The sequence below is a fragment of the Streptomyces sp. P5F9 genome (genome assembly GCF_057961495.1).
On sequence record NZ_JBXVPZ010000020.1, the window covers coordinates 13,049 to 35,664 of the forward strand.

Consider the following 22,616-nt stretch of genomic DNA (forward strand, 5'->3'; position numbering starts at 1 on the left):
TGTGTGCCGCCCGCGCTGGCCGCTTCAGGAGACCTGTGAGGCGTCGACCAGGACGACCCGGTGGTTGTACTGGATCGTGTAGTACTTGGCCGCGCCGGTGACGTAGGTGTCGCCCGAGACGAAGAAGTCGTCGGCGCTGACCGGGGGTTGGGTGGCGACGTAGGCCTGGCCCGCCGGGAAGCCGTAGACGGTCAGGGGTTTCTGGGTGGACGGGGACAGGCCGGACGGGTACTCCGACGCCTGCGGGTAGCCGGAGCCGTAGAGGGTCGCGGCCTGGTCGCCGGAGTGGAGGATCGTGGCGCCGGGCGCGGCGCAGGTGTTGACGCCGTGGGGGTTGTGGAACCACACCTTCGCGCCGCTGAACCAGATGGCGGTCCAGTCGCCGTCGACGTCGGCGACCACGAACTGCTGGCCGGCCTGGACGGTGCTGCCCCAGTCGTGGATCGAGTCGGTGCCCGCGCCGGCGCCGGGGTGGATGGCCGGGTCGGCGAACAGGGGCGCGTCCGCACTCGGACCGGTGCGCACCGGAAGGAAGTTGGAGGGCGCGGTGCTCTCGGTGCAGGCGGTGGTGGCGCCCGTGGGGTCGTCGGCCGGGCAGACCTGGACGGTCTGCTGGTTGGTCGCGAACTCGGGGCTGATGGTGACCGCCGAACCCACCCTCGGGGCGTGCCGGGCGGCGCTCTGCGCGTGGACCGCCCTCGACGGGGCGACCATGTTCATGAACGCCGTCCAGTCCCAGTAGGGGCCGGGGTCCCAGTGCATGCCCCGTACGTAACTGTCCTGCGGGCCGGGCACGTTGTCGTGGCCGATGATGTGCTCGCGGTCGAGCGGGATGTCGTACTTCGCGGCGAGGTACTTCACCAGATCGGCCGTCGCCTGGTACTGCGCCTGCGAGTACCAGGTGGCTCCGTGCGCGGCGTAGCCCTCGTGCTCGATGCCGACCGAGTGCATGTTGAACCAGTAGTTGCCGGCGTGGAAGGCGATGTCCTTGGTGTGCGTCATCTGCGTGACGGCCGCGTCCGAGGCCCGCATGACGTAGTGCGCCGAGTCGCCGGAGCCCACCGTCTGGAACGTCTTGATCGCGGCGTCGTAGGACGACTCGGTGTCGTGCAGGACGATGTACTTGATCTGCACGCCGTCGTCCGGGCGGCCCGCGACCTGCCCGTTGGAGGCGGCCGCGGCGAGGAAGGTGCAGTCGACGGTGGCCGGGCACTCGGTGTCGGTGGCCGTCGTGGCGGCCTTCAGCTTCAGTTCGGACAGCTGCCGCGTCTCGGGGTGGACCGCGCTCTGCGCCGCGAGGCGGACGTGCTGTCCGTCGACGGTCGTCCGCGAGGCGCCCGAGGACACGGTCTTGAAGACGCGGTCGGCGAAGAGCTGCGCGGCCTTCTGGTCCGACGACTGGCTGTACTTGGCCACCGCGCCGTACCAGTCGGCCGGGTCGGTGGAGCCCTTGCCCGTCAACTCCCGCTGGTACGAGGCGAGCAGGGCGGCACCGGCGCGGATGTTCTCGCGGTCGTCGGTGCGCAGTTTCGTCGCCGGGGTGTCGGTGAGCTTCGCCGCCGCGTCCAGGGTGTGCAGCGCCGGGTCCGACGTCAGCTCGGCGAGGTCACCGCGGCCGACAGCACCCGTCGCGCCCCCGGACACCATGGTGGCGGTGACGTCCGTCAGGTTCATCGGGCCGTATCCGCCCGAGGTGTTGTAGTGCCCGTCGTGGTCGTCCCACTGCGACTCCTGGTACGACACCGCCAGGAGCACGGGCAGCGGTACGCCGAACTCCTTTGCCGCGTCGGCGAAGGAGGACTGCCGGTCGGCGCCCGGGGCCTGGGCGGCCTGCGCCGTCGACGGCAGAACGGCGAAACAGCCTGCGGCCACGGCGCCGCCGGCCAGAATCCCGGCCAGCACTTTCCGGGGTGATCTTCTACGCGAGGATTGCTGCAAGGCTCTTCCCTTGTATGTAGTGCCCTGAATGTATGAAGTGCTCTGAGGCAGACGTGCGGGGTGACGCTGCCCGAACCACTGTGCGGAAGCTTCCAGCATCACCCACCGGACGTCACAACTCCCGCAGCCGCCAAGCGAGTCGGCGCCTTCATCGGTGGTGTCACTGGCCTCGACGTCATCCGGCGCGGTCCGGTTGCGGGGCGGCGGCACCGACACGAAACCACGGTGGCTGCGGCGGTCCGCCCTGGGACCTCCCGCGGGGCTAATGTCCGTCGGGTGAGCACAGACGATGTGAACCGGCGCTGGACACGGTCCATGCCCGAGGCCTACGAACGCCACCTGGTGCCGGTCTTCTTCCGCCCCTTCGCCGCCGACCTGGCCGCCAGGGCGGCAGCGCTGCGACCCCGCACGGTCCTGGAACTCGCCGCCGGAACCGGGGCGTTGACCTCGGCCCTGCTCACCGCGGTGCCCACGGCCTCGGTGGTGGCGACCGACCTCAACGATGCGATGGTCACCGCGGGATCGGCACGGGAACCCCGTGCGGACTGGCGACAGGCGGACGCCCAACACCTGCCCTTCGAGAACGGCAGCTTCGACCTCGTCGTATGCCAGTTCGGGGTGATGTTCTTCCCCGACAGGCCCGCCGCCTACGCCGAGGTGCGCCGGGTCCTGGCCCCGCAGGGACGGTTCCTGTTCAACAGCTGGGGCCCGCTGGCCTCGCACGGATTCGGGGCCGCCTTCCAGACCGCCCTGGAACAGTCCATGCCCGACGGAGCACCCCCGTTCCTGAAGGACGTGCCCCACGGCTACTCCGACCCGGCCGTCGTCACCGCGGATCTGTCGGCCGCCGGACTGACCCTGGCCAACGCCGAGGAGATCACGCTGGAAGGCGTCGCGGAGTCGGCGGCCTCCATCGCCACCGGGTTCCTCACCGGCACACCGGTGAGCGCCGCCGTGCAGGCCCGCGAAGACGCGCGGGCCATCCAGGCCGCCGTCACACAGAGGATGACGGACCACCTCGGCACCGGCCCCGTGACGGCACCGATGACCGCGACCGTCTACACAGCACACCAGTAGGCAGAGCCCTCCACCCGGGCGCGAAAGCCGGCCTGAGCAGAACTCTGACGCGGAAGCTCCCCACCGGCCGGCCACTTAGGAAGAAGCAGGAAGAAGCATCGCCACGCAGCTCTGATCGCGACGTGCCGAGCCCTGCCCGGCACAAGGGTTTGCGGGCCGTGATTGAAACCGTTCAACTCCCTCGCATGCACCTCGCACGCCGACGCCGCCCGAGGCGGTCTCCAAGTAGCCGTGTCACGAAAACAGTTGCATGACGATTGACCCCGCCACCACCAGGCTCTACGTTACCCACGCCTCTCGCATCTGAATCGATTCATCCCCTTCCGCACGAGTGAGGAGTCGTAGTGATCAGCAGGAGGAACATACTCGCGGGCGCGGTCGCCACGGTCGCGGCAGCGACCGTCGACGGCGTACCGGCGATGGCCGCGCCGGCATCCGGACAGACGCAGGCAGAGACACAGACGCTGCGCGACGGACCGCGCGTCACGGCGCCGACCGTGGAATACGTCCAACACCCGCTGGGGATCGACGTACAACGGCCCCGGCTGAGCTGGCCGTTGGCCTCCGACGGAGTGGGCATGCGCCAGAGCGCCTATCAGATCCGCGTCGCCACCACCGCGTCGGGCCTGTCCCGCCCGGACGTCTGGGACAGCGGGAAGGTCACGTCCGGCGAGTCCGTCCTCGTGTCCTACGGAGGTCCTGGACTCAAGCCCCGTACGCGTTACCACTGGTCCGTACGCGTGTGGGACGCCGACGGGCACGTCTCCGGCTGGAGCGCTCCCTCGTGGTGGGAGACCGGACTGATGGACGCCGGGCAGTGGAGCGCCGACTGGATCTCCGCACCGGCGGGCCTCGTGGACGCGCCGTCCTTCGAGGGCGGTTCCTGGATCTGGTTCCCCGAGGGTGATCCGACGAGCAGCGTCCCGGCGGCAACCCGTTGGTTCCGCCATACCGCCCAACTGTCCGACGGGATCACGTCGGCGACGCTGGCCATCACCGCAGACAACGTATATGCCGTCTCCCTGAACGGAGTTGAGGTCGCCCACACCGACCTCGACACCGACAACGAGGACTGGAAGCGCCCGGCGGTGATCGACGTACTGGACCGCGTGCGGGCCGGTGACAACGTTATCGCCGTCGCCGCCACCAACGCGACCGAAGGCCCGGCAGGTCTCATCGCCACCCTTGTCGTCCGGACCGCCTCCGGTGAGCAGAAGGTGTTCACCGACGCCTCCTGGAAGACCACGGATCAGGAACCGGCCGACGGATGGCGGGAGTTGGAGTTCGACGACGGGGGCTGGCCGGCGGTCCGGGTGGCAGCGGCCTGGGGCAGCGGACCGTGGGGACGAGTCGTCCCGGTGTCGTACGCCGTCACCCAGCTGCGGCACGAATTCCGGCTGCCGCGCAGGAAAGTGGCCCGCGCGCGCCTGTACGCCACGGCGCTCGGCCTGTACGAGAGTCACCTCAACGGCAGCAGGGTGGGACTCGACCAGCTCGCTCCCGGCTGGACGGACTACCGCACCCGCGTCCAGTACCAGACGTACGACGTCACCGAACTCCTGCGGCCCGGCGCCAACACCATCGGGGCGTATCTGGCACCCGGCTGGTACGCCGGCAACGTGGGCATGTTCGGGCCCGGTCAGTACGGTCAAGTCCCGGCACTTCTAGCCCAGTTGGAGGTGGAGTACGCGGACGGGACGAGCGAGCGCATCGTGTCGGACGCCGACTGGCGGGCCGCCGCAGGGCCGATCGTCGCCGCCGATCTGCTCAACGGCGAGACGTACGACGCGCGCAAGGAGACCCCTGACTGGGCCTCGCCCGGCTTCGACGACACGGGCTGGCTCGGTGTGCGGGGCATGGGTGGCGTCGGCGGCTTCGGTCCCGACCTGATCGTCGCGCAGGTGGACGGTCCGGTGCGGGTGGAGCGGGAGCTGACACCGAAGACCGTGACCCAACCCAGGCCCGGTGTCTACGTGTTGGACCTGGGCCAGAACATGGTCGGCTCGGTGCGACTGCGCGTCTCGGGCGACGCGGGGACGACCGTCCGGCTCAGACACGCCGAGGTGCTCAACCCCGACGGCACCGTCTACACCGCGAACCTGCGGACCGCGGCCGCGACCGACACGTACACCCTCAAGGGCGGCGGGAAGGAGGAGGTCTACGAGCCCCGCTTCACCTTCCACGGTTTCCGGTACGTCGAGGTGACCGGATTCCCCGGCACTCCCTCGGCGAGGGCCGTCACCGGCCGCGTGATGCATACGTCCGCCCCCTTCACCCTCGACTTCGAGACCGACGTACCGATGCTCAACCAGCTGCACCACAACATCACTTGGGGCCAGCGCGGCAACTTCCTCTCCGTGCCGACCGACACACCCGCGCGCGACGAGCGCCTGGGCTGGACGGGAGACATCAACGTCTTCGCGCCCACGGCCGCGTACACGATGGAGTCGGCGCGCTTCCTGTCCAAGTGGCTCGTCGACCTTCGGGACTCCCGGACCGCGGAGGGCGCGTTCACGGACGTAGCCCCGATGGTCGGCACGGTCGGCAACGGCACGGCCGGCTGGGGCGACGCGGGTGTCACGGTCCCCTGGTCCCTCTTCCAGGCGTACGGCGACCGCCAAGTCCTCGCGGACGCCTGGCCGTCCGTCCGGACCTGGCTGGCGTACCTGGAGAAGCACAGCGACCAACTGCTGCGCCCGGACCAGGGTTACGGCGACTGGCTGAACGTCGAGGACGAGACTCCCAAGGACGTCATCGCCACCGCGTACTTCGCGCACAGCGCCGACCTCGCGGCGCGGATGGCCGGCGAACTCGGCGAGGACACCGCCCCGTACAGCGATCTCTTCGAGCGGATCCGGGCGGCCTTCCAGGACGCCTACGTCACCTCCGACGGCCGTATCAAGGGCGATACGCAGACGGCGTACGTCCTGGCGCTGTCGATGAACCTGCTGCCGGACGCGTCGCGGAAGGCGGCGGGCGACCGTCTCGTCGCCCTGATCGAGGCCAAGGACTGGCACCTGTCGACAGGATTCCTCGGCACTCCCCGGCTGCTTCCCGTCCTGACCGACACGGGCCACACGGACGTCGCCTACCGCCTCCTGGAACAGCGTTCGTTCCCCAGTTGGGGCTACCAGATCGACCGGGGCTCCACCACCATGTGGGAACGCTGGGACTCCATCCGGCCCGACGGCAGCTTCCAGGACGCGGGCATGAACTCCTTCAACCACTACGCCTACGGCTCGGTGGGGGAATGGATGTACACGAACATCGCCGGCATCTCGGCGGGCCGGCCCGGCTACCGCGAGATCGTCATCCGCCCCCGCCCCGGCGGAGCCGTCACCACCGCACGCGCAACGTTCACCTCGGTCTACGGCCCGGTCTCCACCCAGTGGCGACAGCGGTCCGGCCGGTTCACGCTGACCTGCGCGGTGCCGCCCAACACGACGGCCGAGGTGTGGATCCCCACGTCCACCCCGGACGCGGTGACCCACACGCACGGGACCTACCTGCGCCAGGAGGACGGCTGCGCGGTCTACCGGGTCGGCTCCGGCACCCACCGCTTCACCACCTGATCAAGGCGGTACGGCTGCCCGGAGCGGTCACCGGTCCGGGCAGCTCGACCTGAGGCGGCACTCAGAGATCAGAGGCAGCATCAGGACCCCGCAAGAAAGGTGAGGCGCACCTTTCGCTCGGGGTTGTCCCTGTTCGTATCGACCAGACACACCGACTGCCACGTCCCCAACTCCAGCCGCCCGCCCACCACCGGCAGCGTCGCATGCGGCGGTACGAACGCCGGGAGGACGTGGTCGCGGCCGTGCCCGGGGCTGCCGTGGCGGTGCTGCCAGCGGTCGTCGGCGGGGAGGAGGGTGTGCAGGGCGGCGAGGAGGTCGTCGTCGCTGCCGGCGCCCGTCTCCAGGATCGCGACGCCCGCGGTGGCGTGGGGGACGAAGATGTTGAGGAGGCCGTCGCGGCCGGCCGTCGCCTCCCGGAGGAAGGCCTCGCAGTCGCGGGTCAGGTCCATGACCCGCTCCCTGGAACCGGTGGCGACGTTCAGGACTCGGGTGGTGAAGGCAGCTGACATGCCTCCCATCCTGACCCATCTGTCGGACTCCTCGCCCGATTCCCGCCTGCCGGACTCCCCGCCCGATTCCTGCCTCCGCCTGCCGGGCTCCTCGCCCGATCGGTCGCCCGGTCCGTGATACGAGAGGTCCAGTCCGCGAGACACCGTTGACCGTGGCACGCCATCTGACCTATTTTCTGCCGCATGTTGCGTTCAGTTCTGCTCACCACGCGCGGTCACATCGACCTGCTGCGGGTGGCCTCCGCCGCGTGTCGCCGCGGCCGCTGACGTCTTCTTCCGCCTCACCCCTTCTCTTTTCCCGCACTCCGTCGCGCCCGTTCACATCGTCGTGACGCGGCGGCGTTGAGGCGTACCCCTCTCCTCACCGGACGCTCTCCCCCATCCGTGGAGCACCCATGAGCATCAGCCATGCCCCGCCCGACTCCTCCGGGCCCGACATTTCCCCTATATCGACATCGAAGGCCAACTCAGGCGATCCCGCTCCGCTCGATCTCGTCCCCCTCGTCCCCACCTCCTCGCGCCGCACCCGCGTCCCCCGCTGGCTGCGCCGCACCACCGGCCCGCTCGTGCTGCTCGCACTGTGGCAACTCCTCAGCAGCACAGGCGTGTTGACCTCCGACGTGCTCGCCTCGCCCGGCCGGATCGCCCAGGTCGGCTGGGACCTGATCGACAACGGTTCACTGACCTCGGCCATGGCCACCTCGCTGCAGCGGGTCGCCATCGGGCTGCTCCTCGGCACCGTCATCGGCATCGGACTCGCCCTGGTCTCCGGTCTGTTCAGGGTCGGCGAGGACCTGGTCGACGCCCCCGTGCAGATGCTGCGGACCGTGCCCTTCGTCGGGCTGATCCCGCTGTTCATCATCTGGTTCGGCATCGGCGAGGCGCCGAAGGTCGCCATCATCACGCTCGGTGTGACCTTCCCCCTCTACCTCAACGTCTACGCCGGAATCCGGGGCGTGGACAGCCAGTTGATCGAGGCCGGTGAGTCGCTCGGGCTGTCCCGCTGGGGGCTCGTCCGGCATGTGGTGCTGCCGGGCGCGCTGCCCAACGCGATGACCGGGCTGCGCTACTCCCTCGGCATCGCCTGGCTGGCCCTCGTCTTCGCCGAGCAGATCAACGCGGACGCCGGCATCGGCTTCCTCATGGTGCAGGCCCGGGACTTCCTTCAGACCGACGTGATCGTGGTCTGCCTGATCGTCTACGCCTTCCTCGGCCTGCTGGCCGACTTCCTCGTCCGCACCCTCGAAAGGCTGCTGCTGCAATGGCGACCGACGTTCACGGGCCGGTGACCACCCGATCGGCGATCCAGTCGCCGGTGACCACGCAGGCGGTACGCGTCGAGGGGCTGACCCGTTCCTTCGACGGCCGCGTCGTCATCGACCAGCTTCGACTCGACGTGCGGCGGGGCGAGTTCGTGGCGCTGCTCGGCCGCAGCGGCTGCGGCAAGTCGACGCTGCTGCGCATCCTCGCCGGGCTCGACCGGGACATCGAGGGCACCGTCCTCGTGCCGCGCCGCAAGGCCGTCGCGTTCCAGGCGCCCCGGCTGATGCCGTGGAAGAAGGTGTGGCGCAACGTCCTGCTCGGGCTGCCCGGCAAGCCCGAACGGGCCGTGGCGGAAAAGGCGTTGGCGGAGGTCGGGCTCGGGGATCACTCCGACGCGTGGCCCAAGACGCTGTCCGGCGGTGAGGCGCAGCGGGCCTCGCTGGCCCGTGCGCTGGTGCGCGAGCCCGATCTGCTGCTGCTCGACGAGCCGTTCGGGGCACTCGACGCGCTCACCCGGATCAAGGCCCAGCGGTTGGTGGGCGAGCTGTGGCAACGGCGGGGCTGTGCCGTCCTGTTGGTGACGCATGACGTCGAGGAGGCCGTGCTGCTCGCGGACCGGGTCCTGGTGATGGACGACGGTGTCATCGCGCACGAGGAGCGCATCGACCTGGACCGGCCGCGCGACATCACCGACCCCCGGTTCGCCGAACTGCGCGCCGGACTCCTGGAACGCCTCGGCGTCGACACCGCCGCCGAAGCCGCCTGAACTCCCCTACGCACCAACCCAGTTACCGAGAACGGAACCCCCATGCGACGAAGCCTCGTCCCCGCCGCCCTGCTGCTCCCCCTCGCCCTCCTGCTCACCGCCTGCGGCGGGAACTCGGCCGCCGAGACCTCGACGGGCACCGACGGCAAGGGCTCCCTCACGCTCAACGTCGGTGATCAGAAAGGCGGTTCGGAGGCGGTGCTGCGGGCCGCAGGTGAACTCAAGAACCTGGACTACAAGATCAAGTGGTCCACGTTCACCTCCGGTCCGCCCCTTCTGGAGGCCGTCAACGCCAAGGCCGTCGACATCGGCGGTGTCGGCAACACCCCGCCGGTGTTCGCGGCGGGCGCCGACTCGAAGATCAAGGTGGTGGCCGCCTGGCACGGCACGTCCGAGGGCGACGCCATCCTCGTGCCGAAGGACTCGAAGCTCAGCGAACCGCAGCAGCTCAAGGGCAAGTCCATCGCCGTGGCGCAGGGTTCATCCGCGCACTTCCAGCTGGTCGCCTCCCTCAAGGCGGCCGGGCTCGGCATCGGCGACGTCAAGGTGAAGTACCTCCAACCGGCCGACGCGCTGGCCGCGTTCACCTCCGGCAAGGTCGACGCGTGGGCGGTGTGGGACCCGTACACCTCGCAGATCCTCCAGGCCAAGCAGGGCCGCGTCCTCACGACCGGCCAGGGCGTGACCAACGGCCTCACCTTCCAGGTGGCGGCGCCCGGCGCGCTGGCGGACAAGAAGAAGGCCGCCGCCGTCAAGGACTACCTCGACCGGCTGCGCCGCGCCCAGACGTGGGTGTTCACGCATCAGGAGGAGTGGGCCAAGGTGTGGTCGAAGGACACCGGGCTGCCGTACGAGGTGGCGCTGGCGTCCGTGAAGCGGACCAACTCCACCCGGGTCCCGGTCGCCGTCGACAAGCCGCTCATCGCCTCCGAGCAGCAGATCGCCGACACCTTCACCCAACTCAAGCTGATACCGCGGAAGGTGGACTTCGCCGACTTCGTGGACACGCGCTACAACGGCAGTCTGCCGGCCTCCACTTCCGCCCCGCGCACCACGGGAGGCTCGTGACATGGGCGTGCGTCCGCACTGGTTCCTGCCGACCGGCGGCGACGGCCGTACGCTCGTCGACCGGCACGCCTACGGGCCCAACCGCGCGGGCGCGGTCCGCGGGGTGCGGCCGCCGGACATCGAGTACCTCGCCCAAATCGCCAAGGCCGCCGAGCAGTTGGGCTTCGAGGCGGTGCTGACGCCGACCGGCACGTGGTGCGAGGACGCCTGGCTGACGACGGTCGCTCTCGCGCAGCACACCGAACGGCTGAAGTTCCTGGTGGCGTTCCGGCCCGGGGTGATCTCGCCGACGCTGGCCGCGCAGATGGCGGCGACCTATCAACGGGTCACGCGCGGGCGGCTGTTGCTCAACGTCGTCACCGGCGGCGACTCGGCCGAGCAGCGCCGCTTCGGCGACCGTCTCGGCCACGACCAGCGGTACGCCCGTACGGACGAGTTCCTGTCGGTCGTACGAGGGGTGTGGCGGGGAGAGCCGTACGACTTCGACGGTGTCCACTACCAGGTGGAGGGCGGGCTGACCGCGCTGCCGCCCGATCCGGTGCCGCAGGTGTTCTTCGGGGGTTCGTCGGCGGCGGCCGGGCCGGTCGCCGCCCGGCATGCGGACGTCTATCTCACCTGGGGAGAACCGCCGGCGCAGGTCAAGGAGAAGATCGACTGGATTCGCGGGCTGGCCGAGCGGGAGGGGCGGGACGTGCGGTTCGGGGTGCGGCTGCACACCATCTCGCGAGACTCGTCGGCCGAGGCGTGGGCGACCGCGAACCGGCTGCTCGACGACCTCGACGCGGACACGGTCGCGGCCGCGCAGACAGCCCTCGGACGCAGTGAATCGGTGGGCCAGCAGCGGATGTTGGCCCTGCACGGCGGCTCGCGCGAGGAGCTGGAGATCCACCCGAACCTGTGGGCGGGCGTCGGTCTCGTCCGGGGCGGCGCGGGCACCGCGCTCGTCGGCAACCATGCCGAGGTCGCCGATCTGATCGAGGAGTACCACTCGCTGGGCGTCGAGCACTTCGTGCTCTCCGGGTATCCGCATCTGGAGGAGGCGTACTGGTTCGGGGAGGGCGTGATTCCCGAGCTGGCGGCGCGTGGGCTGGTCGAGGGGAAGGCGAAGGCCGGCCTGCCGTTGCTCGTGAGCGGCGGGCGCTGAGCGGCCGGGAAGATCCACGACCTCGGCGCTGTTCGTACAAACGTGAACAACACGCGTGAGGTCGACGTGGTCGTCATAGGCGCCGGGCAGGCAGGACTCGCCGGCGCCTATCACCTGCGACGCACCGGTTTCGAGCCGGAGCGCGACTTCGTGGTGCTGGACCACGCGCCCGCGCCGGGCGGCGCCTGGCAGTTCCGCTGGCCGTCCTTGACGTACGGCAAGGTCCACGGGATGCACGCGCTGCCGGGCATGGAACTCACGGACGCCGATCCGGCCCGTCCGTCCGCCGAGGTGATCGCCGAGTACTTCGCCGCGTACGAGCGGGCCTTCGACCTGCGGGTGCGGCGGCCGGTGGATGTGAAGGCCGTGCGGGAGGGCGTGGACGGGCGGCTGCTCGTCGAGACGTCCGACGGTACGTGGTCGACGCGGGCGCTGATCAATGCGACCGGGACGTGGGACCGGCCGTTCTGGCCGCGCTATCCGGGTCAAGAGACCTTCCGGGGGCGGCAGTTGCACACCGCGCAGTATCCGGGGCCCGAGGAGTTCGCCGGGTTGCGGGTGGTCGTGGTGGGCGGGGGCGCGTCCGGTACCCAGCATCTGATGGAGCTCGCCCCGTACGCGGCCGCGACGACGTGGGTGACCCGGCGTCCGCCGGTGTTCCGCGAGGGGCCCTTCACCGAGGACGTGGGCCGGGCGGCCGTCGCGCTGGTGGAGGAACGGGTGCGGCAGGGCCTGCCGCCGAAGAGTGTCGTCTCCGTGACCGGGCTCCCGCTGAACGACGCGATCCGGCAGGCGATCGCGGACGGAGTCCTGGCCCGGCAGCCAATGTTCGACCGCATCACGCCCGACGGGGTGGCCTGGAACGACGGCCGCCATGTGGACGCCGATGTCATCCTGTGGGCAACCGGCTTCCGGGCCGCGATCGACCACCTGTCACCGCTGAAGCTGCGCGAGCCGGGTGGGGGCATCCGGGTCGACGGGACCCGGGCGGTCACCGATCCGCGGGTGCATCTGGTCGGGTACGGGCCATCGGCAAGCACGATAGGCGCGAACCGGGCGGGGCGTGCGGCGGTACGGGACATCAGGCGGTTGCTGGCCGGGGAGGCGGTGGCGGTCTGAGGTTGTTCTGGGCGCTTGCCGGCTGGCCAAGGGCTTTTGAGGGGCGCGAGGCTGTGACATGAGCGGCTCCGCCGCGGGGCGCGACCAGCCACAGCACACCCGCACCCGCACCCGCACCCGCACCCGCACCCGCACCCGCCAACGAAACACAAGTCACCCACCCCCGCGACACATCAGGCGGCGCCGGCCGGAAGGCCGAGCGCCGCCTACGGCGTCCCGTGCGGGTCACTTCGTGGGCGACGCGCTGTTCTTCTGGGCCGCGTTGAACTCGGCGACGTTGCGCTGGTGTTCCTCGTAGGTGGCCGCGAAGCGGGTGTCGCCGGGCTTGACCGTGACGAAGTACAGCCAGTCGCCCGGGGGCGGGTTGATCGCGGCGCGCATCGCCTCCTCGCCCGGGTTGTCGATCGGGGTGGGCGGCAGGCCCATGCGCTGGTAGGAGTTGTAGGGGCTGTCGAGCCGCGTGTCGCTGCCGGTGGTCTTCAACGTGGCGCGGTTCAGGGCGTAGTTGATGGTGGAGTCCATCTGCAGCGGCATGCCGCGTTCGAGGCGGTTGAAGATGACCCGGGACACCTTCCCCATGTCGGCCGGCGAGGCAGCTTCGGCCTGCACGATGCTCGCGATGGTGACCGCCTGATAGACGTTCATCGCGTTGCGCTGCGCGCCGGCGGCGACCGGGGCGCCGTTGAACTTCTTGTTCGCGGTGTTGACCATGAACGACAGGAGCGACGCGGGCGTCGACTTCTTCTCCAGCGGATACGTCGCCGGGAAGAGATAGCCCTCGGGGTTGCCCTCCGCGTCGGTCGGCAGCTTCAGGCCGGCTTTCGCGATCGACTTCTTGGTGGTCCCGACCGGCAGCGCGAGGACCTTGTCCACGGCTTCGTAGATCTGGCCCGAGCGCCAGCCCTCCGGGATCACCAGTGAGGTGGGGCGTGTGTCCCCCTCACCCTCCAGGCTCAGCAGCGGCACCGCCACGGCGGTGCCGGCCACGACGGCCCCCGTCGCGATGAGGGCGACCCGGCCCCTGCGGGTCAGTCGAATCGTGCTCCGTGGCGGAGTGTTCATCTGCATGCGGGCACGGTAACCCGCATACCGTCACAAACCCGGCATATCTTCAGCTTGTCGGTTCCAGTTGGGCATCCCGGCGTACGAGGGCCGCGTACCGCCCGTCCTGATCGAGCAGTTCCTCGTGCGTGCCCCGCTCCGCGACCTGCCCGGAGTCGAGGACCACTATCTGGTCGGCGCTCCGGATCGTGGACAGCCGGTGGGCGATGGTGAGCGTGGTGCGGTTGGCCGACAGGGCGTCGATGGCGTCCTGGACGGCGGCTTCGGTGCGGTTGTCCAGCGCGCTGGTCGCCTCGTCCAGGATGAGGACCGGCGGGTCGCGCAGGATGGTGCGGGCGATGGCCAGGCGCTGCTTCTCACCGCCGGAGAACCGGTGGCCGCGCTCGCCGACGATCGTGTCGTACCCGTCGGGCAGGCCCGCGATGTGCTCGTGGATCTGCGCCGCGCGCGCCGCCGTGTACAGCTCCTCGTCGGTGGCGTCGGGCTTGGCGAAGCGGAGGTTGTCGGCGACCGAGGCGTGGAAGAGGTACGTCTCCTGGGAGACGACGCCGACGGCACGCGCGAGCGTGTCGAAGTCCAGGTCGCGGACGTCCACCCCGTCGAGGGTGACCCGGCCGCCCGTCACGTCGTAGAGCCGGGGCACGAGATAGCCGAGGGTCGACTTTCCGGCGCCGGTCGGGCCGACGATCGCGAGGCTGTTGCCCGCCGGGACGGTGATGTCGACGCCGTCGAGGATCGCGCCGCTCTTGTCGTCGTAGTGGAACTCGACGTCCTCGAAGCGGACTTCGCCCTTGATGGTGTCGAGGTGGACCGGGTTCTCGCGCTCGGTGATGTCGATCGGCAGGTCGAGGTACTCGAAGATGCGGGCGAAGAGTGCCAGCGAGGTCTGGATCTGGACGCCGGTCGACAGCAGGCTGACGGCCGGGCGGAACAGGCCCTGCTGGAGCGAGACGAAGGCGACGATGGTGCCGATCGAGGCGTCCGGGCCACCCAGGTGGAGGGTCATGCCGGCCGTCCAGTAGATGACGGCGGGCATCGCGGCCATGACGATCGAAATGACGGCCATGCGCCAGCGCCCGGCCATGTTCGACCGGACTTCGAGGTCGACCAGCCCCTCGGACTCCTCGGAGAAGGAGCGGGTGAGCGAGTCGGAGCGGCCCATCGTGCGGCCGAGCAGGATGCCGCTGACGGACAGCGACTCGGTGACCGTGGCGGCCATCTCGGCCATCTGCCGCTGGCGCTGGGTCGCGATCTTCTTGCGCTCGTTGCCGACGCGGCGGCTGATCCACACGAAGACCGGGAGCAGCAGCAGCGAGACGACGGTCAGCCGCCAGTCCAGGGCGATCATCGCGATGATCGTCGCGACCACGCTGGTGAGGTTCGAGACCAGGGAGGTGGCCGTGGAGGTGACGGTCGCCTGCATGCCGCCGATGTCGTTGGCTATGCGGGACTGGACCTCTCCGGTGCGGGTCCGGGTGAAGAAGGCGAGCGACATGCGCTGCAGCCGGCCGTAGACCGCTGTGCGCAGGTCGTGCATGACGCGCTGGCCGACCGTCGTGGAGATCAGGGTCTGAAGCACGCCGAAGATGCTGGTCAGGACGGCGCTCAGGATCATGCCGAGCGCGAGCAGGCTCAGCAGGCCGGTGCGGTTCTGCGGAATGGCGACGTCCAGCGTCTCCTTCAGCAGGAACGGGGTCGCCACAGTGACCAGGGACGCCGCGCCGACCAGGAGGCCGACGACCGCGAGCCGGGTGCGGTAGGGCTTGAAGAGCTTGAGAATGCGGCGCACCTGCCGAGGCTGGTCGGTCGAGGTGCCGGGGGACGGTGTCCATTTGATGTCGTCGCGGGGCATGGTCTCCTACGGATGGTGAGGCGATCAGGACTGGTCAAGCGCTCAGAGCTCGTGGAGCGATGAGACTTGGTGGAGCATAGCTCATTGTTACCTATACTCACAATGAACCAGGTCCTGATATTGTTCCCGTATGACCACCCCCGATTCCGACGGCCTGCTCGCGGAGCAGCTGCTGCGGCTCACGCGTCGGGTGCACCGCATCCAGAAGCGCCATCTGGAGCAGCGCGACCTCGGCATCACCCCCGCCCAGTCCCGGCTGCTGCGCACCCTCGCGCACTTCGACGCCCCGCCGCGTATGGCCGACCTCGCCGAGCGCCTCGAAGTGGTGCCGCGCGCCGTGACGACGCTGGTCGACGGGCTGGAGGCGAGCGGCAAGGTGCGGCGGGCGCCCGATCCGTCCAACCGCCGGGTGATCCGGATCGAGATCACGGACGACGGCCGCAAGGCGCTGAGCGAACTGCGGGGCGCGCGGCGAGGGGCGGCGGACGAGATTCTGGCGCCGCTCACGGATGTGGAGCGCGAGGTGTTGCGGGCGTTGCTGGACACGTTGGTGGACGGGGCGCCTGGTGCACACGAGGGGCATGACGCCCATGGGGCGCACGAGGGGCATGGGCACGGGCGGTCCTGCTGACTCGCTACCCGTTCACACGCTGCCCCGCCGACTCGCTCATCCGCTGCCGCTCTGGCCCACCGACCCAGGCTGTCGCCGGAGACCGGGCTCACGTCACTCCGGCCAGTTCGAGGCCTTGATGCGCTCCACGAAGTCGCCGCGCACGAAGCCCGGTACGAAATGGGCCAGCACGTCCGCCTTGATGTTGCCGAACGTGGTCTCGGGGCGGTCCTTGATGCCCTCGGTGAAGGCGGCGAGGATCCCGTTCTTGAAGTCCGGGCGAGGGTGCGCCGCCACCACGGCCGCACGCTGCTCGTCCGTGACGGCGTCGTAGCCGATGCCCACGACGTCCAGCCCCACACCGCGGTTGACGAGGGCGATCTCGGCCGCCATGTGCAGCGGGATCTCCTGTGTGGTGTGCAGGGCGATGCTCGCCCAGACCCGGTCGGCCGGCTCACCGGTGATGCCGTGCGCGTGCAGGAACCAGCGGGCCTCGTCGGCCACCTGACACGGCTCTTCCGCACCGAACTCGGTACCACGCCCGCCCGTTGGGTCGAACGGGTCCGTCTCGACCGCGCCCGGCATCTCCTCCTCGAAGGCCACAGCGTCACCTCCGCGGCGCACCACAGCGGTCTGGGCACCGACGAGACCCTCCGCCGCGCCTTCGCCCGCCACTTGGACACGACGCCGACGCACTATCGCAGCCGGTTCGCGAGCACACGCGGCCAGTCGCCCACGTCGTGAGCTGTGGCCTACGGGCTTCAACTCACGCTTGCCCGGAAGACCGTGTTGGCGTCGCAGCAGCCCGCAGCCCTGTCAGCAACGCGGCCAGAATGCGCGTCAGTTGGGGTTCGACATCGACGAGCGCATGCGCCAACTCGGGGCGGGATTCGTAGAGCGTTCGGAGGCGGGTACCGGGGGCGGCCATCTGCAACAGCGCCCCTGCCATGCTCGTCGCCGTGGCGATCACATCGATGGCCGCACGCTCGGTGATCGCGAGCATCCGGCACAACTCGGTCACCAGCGAAGCGACTACGCCGAGCACGACCGTCTTGAACTCGTACACCGAGTCGAGTGAGACGTTGCGTTCCAGGTTCAACGGCGCCTGAGCGAGCAGATCGCAGAAGAACGGCCGCGCGACGAGCGTCCGCGCGATGACGGCGGCTACCGCGTCGGAGTCCTCGTCGGCGATTTCACTCAACCGCACCCGAAGCTCCGCCGACCAGTCCTCCCACCCTTCGGCGGTCAGCGCCAGGAAGATCTGCTCCCGGGTCTCGAAGTACCGGAGCATCGCGGACTTGTGCATGCCGACGGCGGCGGCGATGTCCGTGAGGGTGACCTCGCGCACGCTGCGTTCGGCGCCGAGGGATCTGGCGGCGTCGAGGATCGCCCGCTCGCGCTGCTGCTTGGCCGCCGCGCTGCGGGCGCGCTGGGGACTGGGCGTGCTCATGCCCCCGAGCGTAGCGCAACTTGGTTGCATTAATTTAGCGCAACCGGGTTGCACTAATAACGAAACAGTGTTTTGCTAGCTGCATGACTCAGACATGGTTCATCACCGGTTCGTCCCGCGGCTTCGGCCGCAACCTCACCGTCGCGGCCCTGGAGGCCGGCGACCAAGTCGTCGCGACGGCACGCAAGCCGGAGCAGCTGGACGACTTGGTGCAGAAGTACGGCGACCGCATACTGCCCGTCACCCTCGACGTCACCGACCGGGTGGCCGCAACGGCGGCTCTAAAAGCAGGGGTTGACCGCTTCGGCGGGATCGACGTGGTCGTCAACAACGCCGGGTACGCCAACCTCTCCCCGGTCGAGACGACACCCGAGGACGACTTCCGCCGACAGTTCGACACGAACTTCTGGGGCGTCTACAACGTCTCGACGGCGGCGCTTCCGATCCTGAAGGCACAGGGCGCGGGCACGGTCGTACAGTTCTCGTCCGTCGGCGGCCGGGTCGGCGGGAATCCCGGGCTCGGGTCGTACCAGGCGGCGAAGTTCGCGGTCGACGGCTTCACCCGCGTGCTCGCGGCCGAGACCGCGCCGTTCGGCATCAGGTACCTCGTCGTGGAACCGGGCGGCTTCGCGACCGACTGGGCCGGTTCGTCGATGCGGATCCCGGAGGTTCCGCCGGAGTACGACGAGACCGTCGGCGCGGTGATCCGCCTCTTCGACGGTCCCGTGACCGCCGCAGGCGACCCGAAGCGGGCCGGGGAGATCCTGGTCCGGCTCGTCAAGCAGCCGAACCTGCCCTCCCATCTCCTCCTGGGTGTCATCGCGGTCGAGATGGCGCAGAGCTACTCACGCGACCAGATCGCCCAGGCGGCCGCATGGGAGGCGGTGAGCCGCTCGGCCGACTTCGACCAGGACTACCCCGTCGACCTCGTAGACACCGAGGCATAGGAAACCGCCCCACCCGGGTCACCGAAAAACGGGCCGCGACTCCCCCACCATAGAGATGGAACAGGAGCCGCAGCCCGCCACGATGAACTGACTCGCCCTCAACTGGCTTCGGGGGCAGTCTCCTTGACGCGCTGCGCGGGAATCTCGGCCTCTTCCCGCACGGCTTCTTCCGGCACACCCTCTTCCTCTACGGCTTCTTCTACGTCCGTGATCTCGCCGTCGAGGACCTTCTTGGCCCGCTCGATGTCCAGGGCGCCTTCCCAGCGGGAGACCGCGAAGACGGCGACGCAGTTGCCGAGAAGGTTGGTGACGACGCGCATCGAGTCCATGATGCGGTCCACACCGAGGAGCAGGGCGACCGCGCCGGCCGGAATCGCGCCCAGCGAGGAGGCGGTCGCGGACAGGGCGAGGAAGGCCGAACCGGGGATGCCGGCCATGCCCTTGCTGGTGAGCATGAGCACCAGGATCACGGCGATCTGCTGGCCGAGGCTGAGGTCGACGCCCACGGCCTGGGCGATGAACAGCGTGCCGATGGAGAGGTAGAGGGAGGCGCCGTCGAGGTTGAAGGAATAACCGGTGGGCAGCACCAGGCCGACCGCGTCGTCCCGGGCGCCGGCCTTGCGCAGCTTCTGCATCACGCGCGGCATGACGGACTCGGTGGAGGCGGTGCCGAGCGCGAGGAGCATCTCCTCACGGATGTAGCGGAGGAACTTCCAGAGGCTGAGCCCGGTGACCATGCGCAGGGCGACGGCGAGCACCACGAGGAAGAGCGCGGCGGCGACGTAGCAGAGGATGATCAGCTTGGCGTAGGTCTTCATGACGCCGAGCCCGTACTGGCCGACGAGGACGGCCATCGCGCCGAACACGGCGAGCGGGGCGAGTCGCATGACGAAGCCGACGATCGCGAAGATGATCTCCTGGGCCTGCTCGATCGCGGGCAGGACCTGCGGCACCTTGGTGTGGCCGAGGTGGAGCAGTGCGGCACCCACCAGGCAGGCCAGGATGAGGACTTGGAGCAGGGAGTTCTCGGCGAAGGCGCCGATGAAGCTGGTGGGGAGCGCGTTGACGATGAACTCGGTCGTCGAGGGCAGCGCGGCGCCACCCGTCTTCGCGTCCACCGCCGAGGTGTTGAGCGTGGCCGGGTCAACGTGCATCCCGGAACCGGGCTGGACCACGTTGGCGAGGACCAGGCCGATGATCAGCGCCGCGGTGCTGGCGACCTCGAACCAGATCAGCGCCTTGAGGCCGATCCGGCCGAAGGCCTTGAGGTCGCCGGCCTTGGCGATACCGACGACGACCACGCAGAACACGAGCGGCGAGATGATCGTCTTGATGAGCCGGGTGAATCCGTCGCCGAGGGGCTGGAGGTCCGTGGCCACGTCGGGCCACAGCTTTCCGACGAGGATGCCGAGGACGAGCGCGCAGGCGACCTGCGCGAAGAGTGAGGTACGCAGTATGCGTGCGACGCGTCGCGGCAGGGGCGGGACGGACGGCGGCACGGGCACTCCTTGAGGGGGGACGGTCGTTCGCAGAAGTCGATGGGGGGCGACTTCTGCGATACGGAAAGCGGCTTCCGAGTGGACACTCTGAAGCCGTTGTTGATCGTCCGGAAAACCTCCGTGTGACGGCCGTGTAAATCAGCCACCTGAGTGACGCATCGCACGCACAGCAGGTCAGCAGCCGTTGCGGTCCTCGGTGAGCACCCCCTGCGCGGTCGTCAGCGAACGGTCGTAGCAGCCGCCCGAGCCGTACAGCCGGTAGCGCTCACTCGACGTCCCGACCGCGTGCCGCTGGTCGCGGGGCACGTTCAGCGTGTAGGTCGCGTCCCCGGTGTAGGTGTCGTCGAGCCGCGACCACCCGGTCCGCCGCCCGTCCCGCGTGTCGACGACCGCCGCCCGGTCGCCGAGCGTGAGAACGGTACGCAGCCGGTCGTCCGTCCCGATCGTCGTCTCACCGTTCATCGTGTACGTCCGATGCGTGGCCGTCGTCCGGGCCGGTCCACGCCCGTCGACGGTCACCGACTCGTCGTCCGTCCAGGTCGCGTCGAGCCCGTCCATGTTCTCGCCGTCGATCCAGCGGTGCACGGAGGTGTTCGCGAGCGTCCGGTCGACGGTGGTCCGCACCCGGCCGTGCGAGGTGTCGACGTATCCGGCCGTGGTCAGCCGATGGCCCGCCTCGGTGTCCACGCGTTCCTCCGAACCGGGCGTGTACGTCGAGGAGTTGGCGAGCTCGCCCGCCCGGTCGAGGGTGAGCTTCCCGGTGACGTGGGCGCGCTGCGCGTCCTGCCAGACGAGCACGTTCACCGGCGCGCTCCACCCGCTCTGCCCCTCGGGCACGCCCACGACGGAGACGTCGACGTGGTGCGGGCGGCCGTCGTTGAGCAGCCCGGCGAAGGGTGTGAGGTCGTATTCGATCGGCTTGACGTCGAAGGCGCGCGGGCCGGGAATGACGTACCAGAGGAAGGGGTCGGACCAGCCGCCGGTCCACACGTTCGGGAACGGGGCGGCGATTCCGGCGAGTTGGCCGTCGACCTTGATCTGCACCTCGCGGTAGGGGCCCTTGTCCGCCTGGCAGGAGTACGGCGCCGAGCCGGGTACCGCGAGATACCAGAACTCCTCGCAGCCGCCGCCGGATCCGGTCGCGTAGACCTCGGCGATGATGCGTTCGGTGTTGCGCGGGGTAGTCACGGTCGAGTCGGCGGCGAGGGTGAGGACGCGGTCGGGGGTCTGCGCGGCCGCGGGTCTGCCCTCGTAGAACGTCAGGGTGGCCTTGACTCCGATGACGCCGGTGTACGTGTCGTCGACGACGTTGCCGATGAGCATCTCGACGTCCTGCGTGCTGCGGAAGATGGCGCTGTAGCGGGTGACGTCCTTCTCCACGGACCACTTGATGCCGTCGGGCGAGGGTTCCGGTGTGGAGGTACGGAGGATCTCGACCCCGCCGACGTGCAGGTAGCCGAGCCGGTCGTACTGCCGTCCGGCGACCGTCCCGTCCAGTCTCAGGACGACCTTGCTCCAGTGGTCGCCGCAGGCCTTGGGCGGGGTGTAGGTGCCCTGGTACGGGGTGAAGTCGCGGAACTCGGTGTCGGCGAGGGTGACTTGGCAGGACTTCGTCGCGGGCTTGGCGATCGGCGGAGTGGCGGTGATGGGGTCGTGCCAGTCGGTGCCGAACTCGGCGGGGACGTCGGCGACTTGAGCCTTGGTATCGACCGCTTGAGTTTTCGTTTCGGCCGCTTGAGCGGGGCTCGCGCCGAGGAGGGTGCTCGCCAGGAGGGTCGCTCCGGCGAGCATGGACATGACTATCCGGCTTCTCATGGGCGATGTTCTACCCCTTGAGGTCCGCCCTGTCCCCCATCAGCACCACGGGATGCCGGGCCGGGTCGAGCGTACGGAGCAGGTACTCCATCGCCTCTTTGGACAGACTGACGCAGGCCGACGTACCGCTGCCGTGGTCCAGGTGCAGCCAGATCCCGCCACCCTTGTCCTCGCCCTCGGGCTGCTCCGCGTCGTCGGGCGGGGTCCCGGGAACGCGGTTGTAGTCGATGGCGATGACGTAGTCGAAGTCGTGCCAGTGCGACTCGTCCCAGTCGCGCGGCGCCTCGTACGACTCGTCCTGGGAGTACGGGAGCGCCGTGCCCGGGTCGTCGAGCACTCCGCCGGCGGCGGTCAGGGTGAACACGCCGACGGGGCTGCGCTTGTCGCCGAGGTGATGGTCGGTGGTCCAGCCCAGCTTGCCGTTGTGCGCGGGCCAGCCGGCGGTCCGGGCCCAGGTGGAGCCGTTCTTCGTGAACAGGACGGCGGTGGAGTCCGAGGAGTCCTTGCCGTCGCCGTAGACCGTGAGGACCTGGCTCGTGTCGGTGGGGATGGCGCGCTGGAGCCGGTCGCCGACGTCCGGGATGCGGGTCGGGTCCGGGACAGCGGCGGTGACGGCCGGTCTCGGGTGGGTCGCCCTGGCGCCGGGTCTCCCTTCCGTGCCGCCGGGGTGTCCGGTGTGCGCGCTGCCGCACGCGGACAGGGTCGTCATCGTCAGGAGGGAACCGAGAGCCGCCATCGCGACCGTCGCACGTCGTGTGCCGCCACTCTGCATCGGGCCATGGTCACATCGCATTCGGTGGCATTGCGTGAGGTCACGGACATCTCGCCCCTGATGGGTGAACGCCGGTTCTGACCCCCGGCGGGGAAAACCGCTTGCTTCCGACCACGCTGCGACGCGAACCTTTCACGGTTTGTTGCCGCGTTC

The 22,616-nt window shown here is 69.6% G+C and carries 19 protein-coding genes and 1 pseudogene; 11 read left to right on the forward strand and 9 right to left on the reverse strand.

What is annotated here, in order from left to right:
• Positions 1 to 24: 24 nt before the first annotated feature.
• Positions 25 to 1,938, reverse strand: coding sequence for an N-acetylmuramoyl-L-alanine amidase (locus AC31A1_RS06215; protein ID WP_489652238.1), 1,914 nt, complete (start codon positions 1,936 to 1,938; stop codon positions 25 to 27).
• Positions 1,939 to 2,253: 315 nt separating this feature from the next.
• On the opposite strand from AC31A1_RS06215, the gene AC31A1_RS06220 reads away from it, so the two are divergent.
• Together AC31A1_RS06220 and AC31A1_RS06225 are read left to right on the forward strand one after the other, a co-directional pair.
• Entirely contained in the window at positions 2,254 to 3,015 is a 762-nt protein-coding gene (locus AC31A1_RS06220) for a class I SAM-dependent methyltransferase (protein ID WP_489652267.1), read from the forward strand.
• A gap of 344 nt (positions 3,016 to 3,359) precedes the next feature.
• A complete protein-coding gene (locus AC31A1_RS06225) occupies positions 3,360 to 6,587 on the forward strand; it encodes an alpha-L-rhamnosidase (RefSeq protein ID WP_489652239.1) in 3,228 nt (1,075 codons plus the stop codon).
• A gap of 80 nt (positions 6,588 to 6,667) precedes the next feature.
• Here AC31A1_RS06225 and AC31A1_RS06230 read toward each other — a convergent pair whose 3' ends face one another.
• Positions 6,668 to 7,096, reverse strand: coding sequence for a secondary thiamine-phosphate synthase enzyme YjbQ (locus AC31A1_RS06230; RefSeq protein ID WP_489652240.1), 429 nt, complete (start codon positions 7,094 to 7,096; stop codon positions 6,668 to 6,670).
• A gap of 183 nt (positions 7,097 to 7,279) precedes the next feature.
• Here AC31A1_RS06230 and AC31A1_RS06235 point away from each other — a divergent pair, with 183 nt between their 5' ends.
• The 6 genes from AC31A1_RS06235 to AC31A1_RS06260 all read left to right on the forward strand — a co-directional run bounded on the left by AC31A1_RS06235 (position 7,280) and on the right by AC31A1_RS06260 (position 12,456).
• On the forward strand, positions 7,280 to 7,363 hold the full coding sequence (locus tag AC31A1_RS06235; protein WP_352340592.1) for a putative leader peptide: 84 nt from the start codon (positions 7,280 to 7,282) through the stop codon (positions 7,361 to 7,363).
• Positions 7,364 to 7,491: 128 nt separating this feature from the next.
• Complete coding sequence (locus AC31A1_RS06240) at positions 7,492 to 8,385, forward strand: ABC transporter permease (protein WP_489652241.1); 894 nt, start codon at positions 7,492 to 7,494, stop codon at positions 8,383 to 8,385.
• Complete coding sequence (locus AC31A1_RS06245) at positions 8,358 to 9,125, forward strand: ABC transporter ATP-binding protein (RefSeq protein ID WP_489652242.1); 768 nt, start codon at positions 8,358 to 8,360, stop codon at positions 9,123 to 9,125. The genes AC31A1_RS06240 and AC31A1_RS06245 overlap by 28 nt, the downstream gene beginning before the upstream one ends.
• Positions 9,126 to 9,167: 42 nt before the next feature.
• Positions 9,168 to 10,193: an ABC transporter substrate-binding protein gene (locus tag AC31A1_RS06250; RefSeq protein WP_489652243.1), complete on the forward strand. Its 1,026-nt coding sequence runs from the start codon at positions 9,168 to 9,170 to the stop codon at positions 10,191 to 10,193.
• 1 nt (position 10,194) lies between these two features.
• Complete coding sequence (locus AC31A1_RS06255; RefSeq protein WP_489652244.1) at positions 10,195 to 11,337, forward strand: LLM class flavin-dependent oxidoreductase; 1,143 nt, start codon at positions 10,195 to 10,197, stop codon at positions 11,335 to 11,337.
• A gap of 42 nt (positions 11,338 to 11,379) precedes the next feature.
• Complete coding sequence (locus AC31A1_RS06260; protein WP_489652245.1) at positions 11,380 to 12,456, forward strand: NAD(P)-binding domain-containing protein; 1,077 nt, start codon at positions 11,380 to 11,382, stop codon at positions 12,454 to 12,456.
• Between the two features lie 225 nt (positions 12,457 to 12,681).
• Here AC31A1_RS06260 and mltG read toward each other — a convergent pair whose 3' ends face one another.
• Positions 12,682 to 13,524 (reverse strand): endolytic transglycosylase MltG, encoded by an 843-nt coding sequence (mltG, locus tag AC31A1_RS06265; protein WP_489652246.1) that lies wholly within the window; start codon positions 13,522 to 13,524, stop codon positions 12,682 to 12,684.
• 43 nt (positions 13,525 to 13,567) lie between these two features.
• Positions 13,568 to 15,370 carry an ABC transporter ATP-binding protein gene (locus tag AC31A1_RS06270; RefSeq protein ID WP_489652247.1) on the reverse strand — a complete coding sequence of 601 codons (1,803 nt, stop codon included), beginning with the start codon at positions 15,368 to 15,370 and terminating at the stop codon, positions 13,568 to 13,570.
• Positions 15,371 to 15,500: 130 nt separating this feature from the next.
• On the opposite strand from AC31A1_RS06270, the gene AC31A1_RS06275 reads away from it, so the two are divergent.
• Entirely contained in the window at positions 15,501 to 16,001 is a 501-nt protein-coding gene (locus tag AC31A1_RS06275) for a MarR family winged helix-turn-helix transcriptional regulator (protein WP_489652248.1), read from the forward strand.
• A 93-nt stretch (positions 16,002 to 16,094) separates the two neighbouring features.
• Here the strand turns inward: AC31A1_RS06275 and AC31A1_RS06280 are convergent.
• Positions 16,095 to 16,481: pseudogene (locus AC31A1_RS06280) on the reverse strand (HD domain-containing protein); the annotation flags it as partial.
• Here AC31A1_RS06280 and AC31A1_RS06285 point away from each other — a divergent pair.
• On the forward strand, positions 16,455 to 16,724 hold the full coding sequence (locus AC31A1_RS06285; RefSeq protein ID WP_489652249.1) for a helix-turn-helix domain-containing protein: 270 nt from the start codon (positions 16,455 to 16,457) through the stop codon (positions 16,722 to 16,724). The pseudogene AC31A1_RS06280 and the gene AC31A1_RS06285 sit on opposite strands and share 27 nt — an antisense overlap.
• A 22-nt stretch (positions 16,725 to 16,746) precedes the next feature.
• On the opposite strand, the gene AC31A1_RS06290 is transcribed toward AC31A1_RS06285, so the two are convergent.
• Positions 16,747 to 17,430 carry a TetR/AcrR family transcriptional regulator gene (locus AC31A1_RS06290; RefSeq protein WP_489652250.1) on the reverse strand — a complete coding sequence of 228 codons (684 nt, stop codon included), beginning with the start codon at positions 17,428 to 17,430 and terminating at the stop codon, positions 16,747 to 16,749.
• 83 nt (positions 17,431 to 17,513) lie between these two features.
• Here AC31A1_RS06290 and AC31A1_RS06295 point away from each other — a divergent pair, with 83 nt between their 5' ends.
• Entirely contained in the window at positions 17,514 to 18,377 is an 864-nt protein-coding gene (locus AC31A1_RS06295) for an SDR family NAD(P)-dependent oxidoreductase (protein ID WP_489652251.1), read from the forward strand.
• A 98-nt stretch (positions 18,378 to 18,475) separates the two neighbouring features.
• Here the strand turns inward: AC31A1_RS06295 and AC31A1_RS06300 are convergent, their stop codons facing one another.
• The 3 genes from AC31A1_RS06300 to AC31A1_RS06310 all read right to left on the reverse strand — a co-directional run bounded on the left by AC31A1_RS06300 (position 18,476) and on the right by AC31A1_RS06310 (position 22,463).
• The gene (locus AC31A1_RS06300; RefSeq protein WP_489652252.1) at positions 18,476 to 19,876 is read right to left on the reverse strand and encodes a cation:dicarboxylate symporter family transporter; all 1,401 of its coding nucleotides are present in this window, start codon (positions 19,874 to 19,876) and stop codon (positions 18,476 to 18,478) included.
• Between the two features lie 174 nt (positions 19,877 to 20,050).
• The gene (locus AC31A1_RS06305) at positions 20,051 to 21,691 is read right to left on the reverse strand and encodes a peptide-N4-asparagine amidase (protein WP_489652253.1); all 1,641 of its coding nucleotides are present in this window, start codon (positions 21,689 to 21,691) and stop codon (positions 20,051 to 20,053) included.
• 10 nt (positions 21,692 to 21,701) lie between these two features.
• Positions 21,702 to 22,463 (reverse strand): L,D-transpeptidase family protein, encoded by a 762-nt coding sequence (locus tag AC31A1_RS06310; protein WP_489652254.1) that lies wholly within the window; start codon positions 22,461 to 22,463, stop codon positions 21,702 to 21,704.
• Between the last annotated feature and the right edge of the window lie 153 nt (positions 22,464 to 22,616).

Coding starts and splice junctions, on each gene's coding strand:
- AC31A1_RS06220 (WP_489652267.1), top strand. CDS start 2,254: ATGCCCGAGGCCTACGAACGCCACCTGGTGCCGGTCTTCTTCCGCCCC.
- AC31A1_RS06230 (WP_489652240.1), bottom strand. CDS start 7,096: ATGTCAGCTGCCTTCACCACCCGAGTCCTGAACGTCGCCACCGGTTCC.
- AC31A1_RS06235 (WP_352340592.1), top strand. CDS start 7,280: ATGTTGCGTTCAGTTCTGCTCACCACGCGCGGTCACATCGACCTGCTG.
- AC31A1_RS06240 (WP_489652241.1), top strand. CDS start 7,492: ATGAGCATCAGCCATGCCCCGCCCGACTCCTCCGGGCCCGACATTTCC.
- AC31A1_RS06245 (WP_489652242.1), top strand. CDS start 8,358: ATGGCGACCGACGTTCACGGGCCGGTGACCACCCGATCGGCGATCCAG.
- AC31A1_RS06250 (WP_489652243.1), top strand. CDS start 9,168: ATGCGACGAAGCCTCGTCCCCGCCGCCCTGCTGCTCCCCCTCGCCCTC.
- AC31A1_RS06255 (WP_489652244.1), top strand. CDS start 10,195: ATGGGCGTGCGTCCGCACTGGTTCCTGCCGACCGGCGGCGACGGCCGT.
- mltG (WP_489652246.1), bottom strand. CDS start 13,524: ATGCAGATGAACACTCCGCCACGGAGCACGATTCGACTGACCCGCAGG.
- AC31A1_RS06270 (WP_489652247.1), bottom strand. CDS start 15,370: ATGCCCCGCGACGACATCAAATGGACACCGTCCCCCGGCACCTCGACC.
- AC31A1_RS06275 (WP_489652248.1), top strand. CDS start 15,501: ATGACCACCCCCGATTCCGACGGCCTGCTCGCGGAGCAGCTGCTGCGG.
- AC31A1_RS06290 (WP_489652250.1), bottom strand. CDS start 17,430: ATGAGCACGCCCAGTCCCCAGCGCGCCCGCAGCGCGGCGGCCAAGCAG.
- AC31A1_RS06295 (WP_489652251.1), top strand. CDS start 17,514: ATGACTCAGACATGGTTCATCACCGGTTCGTCCCGCGGCTTCGGCCGC.
- AC31A1_RS06305 (WP_489652253.1), bottom strand. CDS start 21,691: ATGAGAAGCCGGATAGTCATGTCCATGCTCGCCGGAGCGACCCTCCTG.
- AC31A1_RS06310 (WP_489652254.1), bottom strand. CDS start 22,463: ATGCAGAGTGGCGGCACACGACGTGCGACGGTCGCGATGGCGGCTCTC.